The following is a 13978-nucleotide window of genomic DNA, read 5'->3' as shown; positions in this document are numbered from 1 at the left end:
GTCAGATGCTCCTCTCTGGCTCGACCGGTTCGGCCAGAGCCTCGATCCCGCGGTCGATCTGCGCGACGAGATCGGCGGGCGGGAAGTGTTCCAGGCTGATGCGCAGCGAGGCGGCGACGAGGCCACGGCGGACGGCCGCGATCCAGCCGAGACCCCCGCACAATCCGGCCAGCGCAACCGCCGAAAGCGTGTCGCCGGCTCCGGTCACGTCGCGCGGGCGGACGATCGGCGGCCGCTGCAGCACGATTCGCTCGCCTTCGACGATCGCTGCTTCGTGTGGGCCGTCGGTGACCACGGCGCAGCGCGCGCCGAGCTCCGCCACGAGTTCGGCGAGAAGGACGAGGTTGGTGGATGGCGTCGCCTCGGCAAGGCTCGCCGCTTCGGCACGCGACAGGACGATCGCCGTCAGCGACGGCAATATGCCGAGAAGCCGGCGCACCTTCGCAGGCGAGACCCCGATCGCCAGGACCGGGCGGTCCCCGGCCTTCTCCATCAGTTTCTCGATCGCAAGGCGCGACAAATTGGCGTCGAGGAGAAAAGCATCCGCGGCCGCGATCGATGCGCGCACGTGGCGGCGAGAGAACAGGCGTGGGCCGACGAGATCGTAAAGCGCCATGTCGGCGATGCCGGCGATGAGTTCGCCGTGATCGTCGAGAATCGCCGTATAGCTTGGCGTCGGGCGGTCGAGCCAGGTGACGCTGGCATCGTCCAGTCCGGCGGAGGCGATCGCCTTTTCGACCCGCTTGCCGTCGGCATCGCCGCCGCGTGCGCCATGAAACGTCACATGCGCGCCAGTCGCCTTCAAGGCGATAGCGGCATTGAAGGCGGCGCCGCCCGGAGCGTCGACGAGCCGGCCGGGATTGGACGCGGCCGGACGGTAGGGCGCGTCCGCCTTGGCGCGGCGATCGATGTGCGCGGCCCCGGCCACGAAGATATGCGGGGCGCCGGCTTCAGGCTCGGAGCGATTCATAAAATCTTAGCGGATGCGAATCCGTCCCGGCGATTCGGCTTCCCGTCTGATTGAGAACAGAACAGGAATATCGCCTTGTAGGGCGAGAACAAATGCGGTACAAGAACAAACCGATTGGCATCATTGCACCCCCATCCAACGCGTGGAATAAGGTCCCGTCTCCATGGCACAGAACTCTCTCCGTCTCGTCGAGGATAATTCGTTGGACAAGAACAAGGCTCTCGATGCCGCGCTTTCGCAGATCGAACGGGCGTTCGGCAAGGGCTCGATCATGCGGCTCGGCGCGAACGAACAGATCGTGGAGATCGAGACGGTATCCACGGGCTCGCTTGGGCTCGACATCGCGCTGGGCGTCGGCGGCCTGCCGAAGGGCCGGATCGTCGAGATCTACGGGCCGGAAAGCTCGGGCAAGACGACGCTCGCCCTTCACACGGTTGCCGAAGCCCAGAAGAAGGGCGGCATCTGCGCCTTCGTCGACGCCGAGCATGCGCTGGATCCCGTCTATGCCCGCAAGCTGGGCGTCGATCTCGAAAACCTTCTGATCTCCCAGCCCGATACCGGCGAGCAGGCGCTCGAGATCACCGACACGCTGGTGCGGTCCGGAGCGATCGACGTCCTGGTGGTCGATTCCGTCGCGGCGCTGACGCCGCGCGCCGAGATCGAGGGCGAGATGGGCGATTCCCTGCCCGGCATGCAGGCGCGGTTGATGAGCCAGGCGCTGCGCAAACTCACCGGCTCGATCTCGCGCTCGAAATGCATGGTGATCTTCATCAACCAGATCCGCATGAAGATCGGTGTCATGTTCGGTTCGCCCGAGACCACGACGGGCGGCAACGCGCTGAAGTTCTATGCCTCGGTCCGGCTCGACATCCGCCGCATCGGCTCGATCAAGGATCGTGACGAGGTGACCGGCAACCAGACCAAGGTGAAGGTCGTCAAGAACAAGCTGGCACCCCCCTTCAAGCAGGTTGAGTTCGACATCATGTATGGCGAGGGCGTCTCGAAGATGGGCGAACTCGTCGATCTCGGCGTGAAGTCCGGTATCGTCGAAAAGTCCGGCGCCTGGTTCTCCTACAACAGTCAGCGGCTGGGGCAGGGGCGCGAGAACGCCAAGCAGTTCCTGCGCGACAACCCGGTGCTTTCGGCGGAGATCGAGACGGCGATCCGTCAGAACGCGGGCCTGATCGCCGAACAGTTGCTCGACGACGGGCGGGACGATCAGGACAGTTCGGAAGACTGACGGTCCCGGCAGGCCGGCTGACGGCCGCAGCCGGCTGTCATCCGGCCGATAGACACGTGTTCGTCGCCTTTGTAAAAGGCCCTGTTTCGGCCTCGCTCTGAGTGGAGCGGGCGGCGGCCGATCACGTGTCTATCCGCAATGCGAAGGTCTCGCTCATGAGTGGCGTCAACGAAATCCGGTCGGCTTTTCTCGAGTATTTCGAGAAGAACGGGCATGAGCGGGTCGCTTCGTCGCCACTCGTGCCGCGCAACGATCCGACATTGATGTTCACCAATGCCGGCATGGTGCAGTTCAAGAACGTTTTCACCGGCATTGAGAAGCGACCCTACGACCGCGCCGTGACGGCGCAGAAATGCGTGCGCGCCGGCGGCAAGCACAACGACCTCGACAATGTCGGCTACACCGCCCGCCACCACACCTTCTTCGAGATGCTGGGGAATTTCTCCTTCGGCGACTATTTCAAGGACCGGGCGATCGAGCTTGCCTGGAACCTGATCACGCGGGAATTCGGCATGCCGGCCGATCGACTCCTCGTGACGGTCTTTTCCGAGGACGAGGAGGCCGCGACGCTCTGGAAGAAGATCGCTGGCCTGTCCGATGACCGGATCATCCGCATCGCGACCTCGGACAATTTCTGGTCCATGGGCGAGACCGGCCCCTGCGGCCCGTGCTCGGAGATCTTCTACGATCACGGCGAAGGCATTCCGGGCGGGCCTCCGGGGAGCCCCGACGAGGACGGCGACCGCTTCATCGAGATCTGGAACCTCGTCTTCATGCAGTTCGAGCAGGTGACGCCGGGCGAGCGCCTGGCGCTGCCGCGGCCATCGATCGACACCGGCATGGGCCTAGAGCGGATCGCCGCGGTTCTTCAGGGCGTCCACGACAATTACGACATCGACCTCTTCAAGGCGCTGATCGGTTCGGTGGAAGCGGCGGTCGGATCCAAGGCCGAAGCCGGTAAGGCTGCGAGCCACCGGGTGATCGCCGACCATCTGCGCTCAACGGCCTTCCTGATCGCCGACGGCGTCCTGCCGTCGAACGAGGGCCGCGGCTACGTCCTGCGCCGGATCATGCGCCGCGCGATGCGGCATGCCCGCATGCTCGGGGCGCGCGAACCCGTGCTCTACAAGGTCCTGCCGACGCTCGTCGCCGAGATGGGGCGGGCCTATCCGGAACTCGTGCGCGCCGAAGCGCTGATTTCCGAGACCTTGAAGCTGGAGGAGAAGCGCTTCCTGCAGACGCTCGACCGCGGCCTGTCCCTGCTCGCCGAGGCGACCGAGGGGATGTCCGCCGGGCAGAAGCTGTCGGGCGAGACCGCCTTCAAGCTCTACGACACCTATGGCTTCCCGCTCGACCTGACGCAGGATGCGCTCCGCCAGCGCGGCATCGAGGTCGACTTCGATGCCTTCAACACCGCGATGGCCCGGCAGAAGGCCGAGGCGCGCGCGAGTTGGGCCGGGTCGGGCGAAGCCGCCGCGGAGAACGTCTGGTACCCGATCCGCGAGCGTGTCGGGGCGACCGAATTCCTCGGCTACGATACCGAGCGCGCGGAGGGGGCCGTCGTCGCCCTCGTCAAAGACGGCGAGGAAGTCGATCGCGCCGGGGAAGGGGACGAGGTCTCCGTCATCGTCAACCAGACCCCCTTCTACGGCGAGTCCGGCGGTCAGCTCGGCGATACCGGAACGATGCGCGGCGACGGCGTCGAACTCGAAATTGCCGATACCCGGAAGTTCGCGGACGGGCTCTTCGTCCACCGCGCGACGGTCAGGCGCGGCGAGCTGCGCGTTGGCTCGGCACTGGAGCTCGAGGTCGACCACCGCCGCCGTACGATGATCCGCTCGAACCATTCCGCCACGCACCTCCTGCACGAGGGCCTGCGCGAAGTGCTCGGGAGCCATGTCGCGCAGAAGGGCTCGATGGTCGCGCCTGACCGGCTTCGCTTCGACTTCTCGCATCCCAAGCCGATCGAGGCGTCGGAGCTGGCGGAAGTGGAGCGGCTGGCTAATGCCGTGGTCCTGCAGAATGCCCCCGTCGAAACCCGGCTCATGGCCGTCGACGACGCGATCGCCTCGGGCGCGATGGCGCTCTTCGGCGAGAAATACGGCGACGAGGTTCGCGTCGTGTCGATGGGAGTCGCCGAGGAGGGCGAGAAGGCCGGGAAGACCTATTCGATCGAACTCTGCGGCGGCACGCATGTGCGCGCCACCGGGGAGATCGGTCTGGTGCATGTCGTCTCCGAAGGCGCTGTCGCGGCTGGCGTCCGCCGGATCGAGGCACTGACGGGCGCGGCTGCGCGCGACTATCTCCTCGAGCAGGATGCGCGGGTCCGGCGCATGGCGGCGACGCTGAAGGCCGCTCCGGCAGAGGTGGCGGACCGGCTGGAGGCGCTGGTGGAAGAGCGCCGGCGGCTGGAGCGCGAGCTGGCAGAGGCAAAGAAGCGCCTGGCGCTTTCCGGCGGAGGCGGCGCCGCGGTTCCCGCGGTCCGGGAGATCTCCGGCGTCAGCTTTCTCGGGCGCGTGCTCGAAGGCGTCTCCGGCAAGGACCTGAAGGGTCTCGTCGACGAGGCGAAGGCACAGCTCAAGTCCGGGATCGTCGCCTTCGTCGGGGTGGCTGACGGCAAGGCGAGCGTCGTCGTCGGCGTGACCGACGACCTCACCCAGCGCTTCGATGCGGTGTCACTGGTGCGCGAGGCGAGCGCAGCGATCGGCGGCAAGGGCGGTGGTGGCCGTCCCGACATGGCTCAGGCCGGCGGTCCGGATGCCGACAAGGCCGAGGACGCTGTGGCCGCGGTCGAGGCAGCGCTCGCCGCCTGACCGCCAAAGGGCGTCCGTGTCGGTCGGCAGGCCGGAGGCCCGGCTCAGCCCGCGGCCTCTCCGGTCCCGGCGGGCTTTGCCGGTTCGCTCGCGGCTTCCGCCGCTTCCGTGCGCCGGCGACGCAGGACATCGGCGATGAACAGGCGCGAAAGCGCATGATAGAGCGGCTCGGGCGCCAGCAGACGGGCAGTCCCGTAGCCGAGCACGGCGGCCGTCATCACCGGCAGGATGTTGTCGTGGTTGCCGGTCATTTCGATGATGATCACGAAGGCGGTCATCGGGGCCTGGACGACGCCGGCGAAATAGCCGGCCATTCCGAGGACGGCCGCCAGGCTCGCCGTCTCGCCGAAGACCTGGCCGAGCGTCGAGCCGAGGCCTGCGCCGACGGCAAGCGACGGCGCAAATAGTCCGCCCGGTATTCCCGAAACCGTCGAGGCGAGGCTGACGACGAACTTGCCGAGGAAGAAGAGGACCGGCAGGTGCTCGCCTTCGACCGCGCTTCGCGCCTCGGCATAGCCGGTCCCGAAGGTCATGCCGCCGGTGGCGATGCCGATCACCGCGACGACGAGGCCGGCAAGGGCGGCGACGAGAATGGTGCGGCGACGCGGCGTGACCGCGCGCACCCGCCTGATGCGGCGGGTGATCCGCAGGGTCAGGTCGCTGAAGCCGGCGCCGAGCGCACCGCCGACCACACCGCAGGCGATGACCAGCGGCCAGTCGGCCGGAAAGGCGGCGGTGACGTCGGTGATGCCGAAATAGGTATAGTTGCCGACGATCGCGAGCGAGGCGAGGCCGGCGATGATCACCGCCGCAAGGACGACGCCATTGGTGCGCGCCTGATAGCTGCGGCTCATCTCCTCGATGGCGAAGACGATGCCGGCGAGCGGCGTGTTGAAGGCGGCGGCGATGCCGGCCGCTGATCCCGCGAGGATGAGGCCGCGCGCCTGCGTCATCCCGCCGATGCGGGCGGCTTGCAGCATCAGCGAGGCGCCGACCTGGACGGTCGGACCCTCCCGGCCGATCGAGGCGCCGCAGCCGAGGCCGACGACGGTGAGGGCGATCTTTCCGACAATCATCCTGAGCGACAGGAACCGGCCGCGGTCCTCCTCCCGGCGAAGATGGCGTGCGGCGATCGCTTGCGGAATGCCGCTCCCCTGCGAGCCGGGAAAGTAGCGGTCGGCGAGATAGGCGCAAAGGACGAAGCCGAGCGGGGTAAGAAGAAGCGGCAACAGGTTGTACCCCGTGCCGTCCGTCGTCGCCGCCGTGAACAGAAGCTGCGCCTCGTCGGCAACGGCCGCAAAGCCCGCGCTGATGACACCGATCGTCAGGGCGCCTGCCCAGAAGACCAGCCGCGGCCTCCAGACCCGCGGCGACGTCATCATCGCCCGCGATCGCCGCACCCATCTGATCTTTGACGCGCGTCGCACCGTCGATTCTTCGCCTCTTGTGGATGATGCCCCGGCATGCACTGTCGTGCGCCCGCTCGCAACCCTCGGACCTTGTCCGGCGTCGCGCTGCAATGGGTCGGGCGGGCGCATGGCTGCCCTCCGGCCCTCGTGCGGACAGGCTTGCGCCGAACTTTCGCCATCAACGATCGGCGGCCGGCGTCCGGCGGAGGGTTTGCGGAAGGCGGCGGGAAGGCGCCGGGATCAGAACGCGCATTCCTCATCGCAACCGGCCTTGCGAGGGCAAAAAGACCGCATTTCGAGATGGTTGGAGCGCCGCGGCCAGAACGCGCTGGGCGGATTTCAGGGGAGCGTCGGCAGCGCGTTAACCCTTTGTTAACCGGGGTCTCGCGCAAGCTTTGACCGGCATGGTCCGACCGTCAAAACGTGCTTAATTGTGTAGACGCGAGGGAATTGCATGGCGCTCGCCATCGGTGGACAGGCCCAACAGGTTCTCGGCAACCTGTCGGCGCTTGGACCGCGAAAGCTTGCCGGCCTCGGCATTATCGGACTGCTCGTCGTGGCCCTTGTCGGCCTCGGGAGCTACTTCCTGTCCCGCCCCGATATGGACACGCTCTATTCCGGTCTCGACCGGACGGACGTGACCCGCATCGGCGCGGCGCTGACCGAAGCCGGGATCCCCTTCGACGTCAACGCCAAGGGTGACGCGATCCTGACGCCGTTCTCGCAGACCGCACCGGCCCGCATGCTGCTCGCCGAAAAGGGCCTGCCGCGTTCGGAGAATGCCGGCTACGAGCTGTTCGACAATATCGGCTCGATCGGCCTTACCTCCTTCATGCAGGAGATCACGAAGGTCCGGGCCTTGGAGGGCGAACTCGCCCGCACGATCCAGACGCTCAGCAATGTGCGCGCCGCTCGCGTCCACATCGTCCTTGGCGACGAGGGCTCCTATCGCCGCGAGCGGCAGAAGCCGTCGGCGAGCGTCGTCATCCGCACCGAGGCGCCGGAGGATTTCGGATCGGCCCAGGCCATCCGCAATCTCGTCGCCTCGGCGATTCCGTCCATGACGCCGGAAGAGGTGACGATCCTCAACACCGACGGAACGCTGCTCGCCTCGGGCGACGATTCGGCGGCCTCCACCGCGCCCACGAAGCTGTTCGGGATCGAGCGGATCGTCTCGAAGAGCGTCGAGGATTCCATCCGGCGGACCCTCGCGCCCTATCTCGGCGTCGGCAATTTCCAGACCAGCGTCGTCGCGCGGCTCAACACCGACAAGAAGCAGATCAGCGAGAGGATCTTCGATCCGGACGGCCGCGTCGAGCGCTCGACCCGCACGATCAAGGAGAGCGGCCAGACGCAGAACTCCTCGACGCAGAACTCGGTCGGGGTCCAGCAGGACATCCAGGCGGCCAATCCGGCGCCGACCAGCAATGGCGGCGAGACCTCCAAGGAGGCCAACGACCGCCGCGAGGAACTGACCAATTACGAGATCAACGAGAAGACGGTCCAGACGACCAGCGACGGCTATACGGTCGAGCGCCTGTCCATCGCCGTCGTCCTCAACCGGCAGCGGATCAAGGATTCGCTCGGCGCCAACGCCGGCGATGCCGAGATCGACAAGCGGATCGGGGAAATCCAGTCTCTCGTCGCCTCCGCATCCGGGCTCAACGAGGAGCGCGGCGACCAGCTGAAGGTGACTGCGGTCGACTTCCTGGCGAACGACGCATCCCTCGAGCCGGTCCCCGGTCCTGGCCTCGGCGAGATGTTCATGCGCCAGTCCGGCACTCTGATCAACGCGCTCACCGTTCTCGCGGTCGCCGTGATGCTGATCTGGTTCGGCCTGAAGCCGGCGATCCGCGCCATCGCCGCGACGCCTGCGGCGGCAAGCGAAGAAGGCGGCCTGGGTGGGCTGGACCTGTCCGACGACGGCCTTCCGGGCGCGCTGCAACTGCCCGGCGGCTTCGACTTCGGCGCGGCTCAAGGTTCGGACGATACGCCACAGCTGGGTGGCATGCAGCCGGCATTCCTCTCGAACTTCGACGAGCCGTCCAGAGACACCGCTCAGTCGAGGCTCGAAAATCTCCTGGATCTCGACGAGGCCCAGGCGGCGAATGTCCTCAAACAGTGGATTCACCAGAAGGAGGCGGCTTAAGCCATGATTCCCCTCGCGCAGTACCTGACCGAATTCGAGGACGAACAGGACATTCCCTTCCAGAGCCTGAAGGCGGAACGCTTCGCCAAGGGGGCCAAGCCGGCGAAGCCCGCCAAGGCGGCGGGACGGACGGGCGCCGCGGCCTTCGAGCACCTCACCCTCGTTGCCGAGCATGGCAAGGTGAAGCGCAAGCCCCCCGTTCTGCGCGGCGCCACGGCCATCCCCGAGATGTCCGAGGACGAGGCGGACGCCGGGCCGCTCGCCCTCCTGCCGGGCGGTTTCGACGAGGCCCCGCTTGCCGACCTGGCGACGGAGATCACCGGTCCGAGCGACGAGGATGTCGAGGCGGCGCGCGAAGCGGGCCGCGAACAGGGCCGGGCCGCTGCGATCGCCGAGATGCAGGCCCAGCAGGCCCATGCCGTCGTGGCAGCTCTCGAGGCCGAGCGCGCCCGCGCCGCCAAGGAGCGGGCCGAAGCACTGGAAAAGGCACGGGCCGAATGGTGCGCCAGCGAAGGCGAGGCGCTCGCCAAGGCGCTGACCGACCGGCTCGACCGGATCGAGACGGCGCTGCGGACTTCCTTCGCGAGCGTGCTGAAACCGGTCGCCTTCGACGCCCGCACCCGGCGCACCGTGATGGAACTCGCCGATGCCGTGGCGACGCTCGGCCTCGACGGTGAAGCGCTGTCGCTGCACGCCACCGGTCCCGAGGCGCTGCTCGACGCCTTCGTCGAGGCGCTGGGCGCAAGGCGCAAGCTCGTCACCGTCGAAGTCGACGAGGACGCCTCCGACATCCGCATCGTCTGCGCCCAGACCACGCTCGAGTCTCGTCTCGGCAGCTGGAAGACTGCCCTCGAAGAGGCGCTTGCGTGAGCGGACCATCGGAAGCCGGCCACCTGGAGCACCAGGAAATCATCATCGTTCGCCGTGGCCACGGCGAGCACGACGAACATCATGGCGGCGTCTGGAAGATCGCCTTCGCCGACTTCATGACGGCGTTGATGGCGTTCTTCCTGGTGATGTGGCTGACCAACGCATCGGACATGGCGACCCGCAAGCAGGTCGCTCAGTATTTCAATCCGATCAAGCTCAACGATCCGTCCCCCGCGACCAGAGGCATTCAGCAGAAGGACGACGGGGCGGACCGAGAGGCCGATCAGATGGGCGAGAGCATCGCCGAGACCAACGGTGATCCGCATGGCAAGCCCGTGGCGGGAGACCAGACCGGCGGCGAGGAACGCGCACTGTTCCGCGATCCCTATGCCGTCTTGGCCGAGATCGCCGCTCAGAGCACCTCGACCGGCAATCAGGGCGAAAAGGGCAAGCCGGACGGCTCGGGACTTCCCGGTCTCAACGGCGGCGACGCCTATCGTGATCCGTTCGACCCGACCTCGTGGCAGCTGACGCCGAACATCACCGAGAGCGGTGGCCGGCTGAAGGACCTTCCGCCGATCGAGTTCCGCACGGCGGTGATCCCGCCGGAGGATCCGATGACAGACCTCAACGGCACGGATGCCGGCCTTGGACCGAACGAGGCGAAGTCCCCGGAAGACGGGATCAAGTCCGACGAGGATCTGAAGGCTGCTCCCGCTGGCAAGGGCGGGAAGAGCGAGAAGGACGGAACGGGAGACAAGGAAGGCAAGGGTCAGAACGACGCCGAAAAGCTGAAGGCCGAGATTCAGGCGAAGCTCGCGGAGATGGGCAAGAACGTGCCCTCCAGCGTCGAGGTCAAGGTCGGCGACGGCGGCGTGACGATCTCGCTCACCGACGAGGTGACGAGCGGCATGTTCGATCTCGGCTCGGCGAAGCCCACGCCCGGCGCGGTGAGGATGATGGAGAAGATCGCGGCTGTCCTGGCCACCCGCAAGGGCGACATCACCATTCGCGGCTACACCGATGCCCGTCCCTACAAGAGCGAGGACTACGACAACTGGCGCCTTTCGACCGCCCGGGCTCACATGGCCTACTACATGCTGGCGCGCGGCGGCCTCGACGAAAACCGCGTCAAGGGGATCGAGGGCTTTGCCGACCGCAAGCTGAAGGATCCGAAAAATCCGGAAGCGGCCGTCAATCGCCGTATCGAAATCCTGCTGACCGAGCCGCAGTCATGATCCTGGCGGGCGTTTGCCATCGTCGCTTCCTGCTCGTCCTGCTCGCGCTCTTCTGCACGATGCCGGCGCGAGCGGAAGAGACCGCGCTCCCGCAGGTGGGGGATTCGGTCGCCGAGCGCGTGCGGCGGGCCGCCGAAGACGCCCAGCGCACGCATGGCGAGCCCCATGAATCCGCGGCGGCCTCGGACGAGACCCACGAAGCCGTTGCGGGCGCGGTCGAGGCGAATACGGCCGATGCGGAGGATGCGTCTGCGAACTCCGACATGCATGCCGAGGCGGACCACGCCGCGGAGGAGGGCGCAGAGCACGAAGGGGAGGCCGCCGGCTCATGGCCGGAGCAGCGCGGGCCGATGCCCTACGAGGTGGTCCGCTCGCTGCAGTTCCTCCAGGACCAGATTGCGCGCGGCAATGCTGCCGCGATCCGCGTCCAGTCACAGCTCCTGCGCTATTATGGCCCGACCTTCGTGCGCGAGCAGCCGGATGTCTGGAAGGATCCGCGCAACATGCGGGCCCTGGCGCTCTACGTGCTCAGCGGCGGTCCGCCGGACGTGTTGCGCGAGCTGATTTCGCAGCTGCGGCCGCAGGGCGAGGACGAGGTCATGCTGAAGGGCGCTCTCGCCTATGTCGAGAACCGCACCGACGAAGCGGTCAAGCTCCTGTCCTCGCTCGACCTCAAATTCGCCGAGCCGAGCTTTGCCGCGCAGGTCCAGCTGGCGCTGGCGCAGATGGAACAGATGACTGCGTCGGCCGACGCACTGGGCCGGCTCGAGCGGGTGATGCTGCTAGCGCCCGGCACGCTTCTGGAAGAGGCGGCCTTGCGTCTCGGCGTTCTCCTCGCCGAGCAGAACAATGACCATGCGAAGGCCGACCGCTACGCCAGGCAGTATTTCGACCGCTACGGCAATTCCGTCTACGCCGCCAATTTCCGTGCGCGGTTCTCGGCCGTCTATGCGGAGCGGCCGGCGGGCACCGAGGAGGACACGATCAACACCGTGGCGGACTGCGTGGCGAAGCTTCCCGACGACCAGCAGGTCACCATCTATCTTGCCGTGGCGCGGCGCGCGCTCGTCGCCGGACGGATGACGCTCGCGACCATGGCGTCCGACAGGGCGCTGCGGTTCAAGAACGTCGCCGAGGGCGATCTCCAGCGTGCCAAGCTCTACGACATCGCCGCCGGTCTGACGCAGCGCAACGTCCTGGAGGCGCGGGCCGTGCTCGATACCATCAAGCCGGAGGACCTTCATCCCGCCGACCGCAAGCTGCTGACAGCGACGGCCGATGTGCTGAAGCAGATCAGCAAGCCGCTGATGATCTCCGCCACGATGGAAGGCAAGCCGAGCGCAGACTCGCCGCCGATGCCCGACTCCGACGTCCTTTCGCGTGGCGAGGCGCTGCTCAAGGAAGTCCGCGGCGACCTCGCTAGCGCCGACGAGTGACGGCTTTGGGACATGACGGAACAGGGCACGCGGGCACCTCTGGACGGGTGGCGAAGGCTCAGGCGCGGGCGGCGTCGGCTTCGTTCGCGGGGCAGCCGGGGGAGACGGTCCCGGCCGACGTCGCGACGAGACTGCATGGGGGGCACCGCGGCTATCCGCGGCGGCACGGCGAAACGGCCCGTGTCGGCAACAGATCCGGAATTTCGCAATGACGACATCGCCAAGCATCGCTGCGCTCAATGCTCCGAGCCGTCCGGTCCAGTCGGGATCGGCGGGCGCATCGCAGAAGACGTCCGGATCGGACGACGACTTCTCGCAGTTCGTGGCCGCGGCCGGGGATGCCAAGGAAGGCTCGACGCCCGGCAAGGCGAAGAAGGACGCGGCGAAGGCGGACGAGGAGAAGACCACCTCCACGGACGAATCCGCGACGGCGAAGGAGGCCCATCGATCCGGCAAAGGCCGCTCGGAGTCCATGCCCGCATCGCTCGCCGCCCTGCTTTCGATCGGCGACGATGACGAGACGGCGGACGCGGCGGAGGAGGGCGGTTCGTCGTCGAAGTCCGGCACGAAGGCGACGGCCGACGGATCGGCCGGCGTATCCGTTGCCGCGTTGAGTGCTGCAGCAGGCCTGGCCCTCGCCGCCACCGGCAGGAACGCCTCGCCGGAGACGGCACAGGCCGCCAATGCGACGGGCGCGAACATGGCGACCCGGAACGGGAGCGGTCCTGTCGCAGACCTCAAGCTGGAGGGCCTGGAGACGACATCTGCCGAAACCGGCGACGAGGCGGGCGCCACGACGGGCAAGAGCGGGAACGCCGCGCAAGGCGCAACCGGAGCCGCCGCGGACGGAAAGGCACCCCACGCGACCGCCGACACGGCGCCGTCTGCGGTCGACGTCACGCGCAGGCTTCCCTCCGCCGCAGCAGCCGAAGACCGAACGCCGAAGGGACGCGTCGACCTCGTCTCGATGCGCACCGACTTTCAGCCGGCCGGGCTGCGATCCGGTGCGGACGCGGACGAGGCATCGGCTGACGGCAGCGGCGACACATCGATCGGCAAGGCGGCGAATGGTGCGAGGTCCGCCCTGGCCGATCAGATCGCCGCGCTCGGCCGCGAGGAAGCCGGTTCCCACGACCTCGATGCCGACGGCGGGGCCGCGGATACGAAGAACGGGCTCTTGAAGGCCGACGTCTCCGCAGCTGACATCGGGGCGCCGGTCTCGCGCCAGCTTTCCGGCGCGCTCGGCCGCACTTTGCCCAGCATCGTCCCGCAGGGCCCTGGTGCTCCGGCGGAGCGGCTGCGTCTGCAGGCCGGCGGCGCCGCGCTGAAGACCATCCAGATCCAGCTTCAGCCGGAGAGCCTGGGAACGGTCGACGTCACCATGCGCATGGTCGGCGGCGCGCTCGCGGTCCATCTCGAGGCGAGCCGGCCCGAAGCCGCGCTGGCCCTGAAGGACGACACCAACGGATTGAAGAAGCTTCTGAACAAGGCCGGCTTTTCTGTCGACGACGCGGCGATCAGCATCTCCGTCCGCGACCCCGGCAATCTGAGGTCCAATCCGGGAGCGAATGCGGGCGCGGGCCAGGCGGATGGCGGGGCTGGCGGGACCTCCGGCGGCGGTGCCGGAGCCTCGGCGGGCCAGAACGCCGCGTCGCAGAATGGCGGCGGTGCGCAAGGTGGGGGCGAACAGCGCGGGCGCATGCCGGCAGGCGCCGACCCGGCAGACCGGAGTGAAAACCGGAGCCGCCGCTCGGAACTCGATCCGACGATCTACATCTGATCGGTCAAGCTGATAATCAGCCCCGGAAAAGGTCGCTCGGCGACTGTGGCGCGCAGGCCTCACAAGGGGTCCG

General features: G+C 67.5%; 9 protein-coding genes. 7 read left to right on the top strand and 2 right to left on the bottom strand.

The window, feature by feature from the left end; genetic code table 11:
• Position 1: 1 nt before the first annotated feature.
• Complete coding sequence (locus tag LH400_RS12005) at positions 2 to 970, bottom strand: PfkB family carbohydrate kinase (protein WP_229152934.1); 969 nt, start codon at positions 968 to 970, stop codon at positions 2 to 4.
• Positions 971 to 1133: 163 nt separating this feature from the next.
• On the opposite strand from LH400_RS12005, the gene recA reads away from it, so the two are divergent.
• On the top strand, positions 1134 to 2210 hold the full coding sequence (gene recA / locus LH400_RS12000; protein WP_229152933.1) for a recombinase RecA: 1077 nt from the start codon (positions 1134 to 1136) through the stop codon (positions 2208 to 2210).
• 155 nt (positions 2211 to 2365) lie between these two features.
• On the top strand, positions 2366 to 5023 hold the full coding sequence (gene alaS / locus LH400_RS11995; RefSeq protein WP_229152932.1) for an alanine--tRNA ligase: 2658 nt from the start codon (positions 2366 to 2368) through the stop codon (positions 5021 to 5023).
• Between the two features lie 44 nt (positions 5024 to 5067).
• On the opposite strand, the gene LH400_RS11990 is transcribed toward alaS, so the two are convergent.
• Entirely contained in the window at positions 5068 to 6450 is a 1383-nt protein-coding gene (locus LH400_RS11990; RefSeq protein WP_229152931.1) for a chloride channel protein, read from the bottom strand.
• Positions 6451 to 6886: 436 nt separating this feature from the next.
• Between LH400_RS11990 and fliF the strand changes: the two genes are divergently transcribed.
• The 5 genes from fliF to LH400_RS11965 all read left to right on the top strand — a co-directional run bounded on the left by fliF (position 6887) and on the right by LH400_RS11965 (position 13905).
• A complete protein-coding gene (gene fliF / locus LH400_RS11985) occupies positions 6887 to 8581 on the top strand; it encodes a flagellar basal-body MS-ring/collar protein FliF (RefSeq protein WP_229152930.1) in 1695 nt (564 codons plus the stop codon).
• Positions 8582 to 8584: 3 nt separating this feature from the next.
• Entirely contained in the window at positions 8585 to 9451 is an 867-nt protein-coding gene (locus LH400_RS11980; protein ID WP_229152929.1) for a hypothetical protein, read from the top strand.
• Complete coding sequence (locus LH400_RS11975) at positions 9448 to 10689, top strand: MotB family protein (RefSeq protein WP_229152928.1); 1242 nt, start codon at positions 9448 to 9450, stop codon at positions 10687 to 10689. Before LH400_RS11980 ends, LH400_RS11975 begins: the two co-directional genes overlap by 4 nt.
• On the top strand, positions 10686 to 12125 hold the full coding sequence (locus tag LH400_RS11970; RefSeq protein WP_229152926.1) for a hypothetical protein: 1440 nt from the start codon (positions 10686 to 10688) through the stop codon (positions 12123 to 12125). Before LH400_RS11975 ends, LH400_RS11970 begins: the two co-directional genes overlap by 4 nt.
• 208 nt (positions 12126 to 12333) lie before the next feature.
• Positions 12334 to 13905, top strand: coding sequence for a flagellar hook-length control protein FliK (locus LH400_RS11965; RefSeq protein ID WP_229152925.1), 1572 nt, complete (start codon positions 12334 to 12336; stop codon positions 13903 to 13905).
• The last annotated feature ends 73 nt before the right edge of the window (positions 13906 to 13978 follow it).

This window comes from Jiella soli, assembly GCF_020615385.1.
Lineage (GTDB): Bacteria > Pseudomonadota > Alphaproteobacteria > Rhizobiales > Rhizobiaceae > VKMB-3413.
The sequence above is the reverse complement of the archived record's forward strand: the minus strand, read 5'-3'. Positions and strand labels throughout refer to the sequence as shown.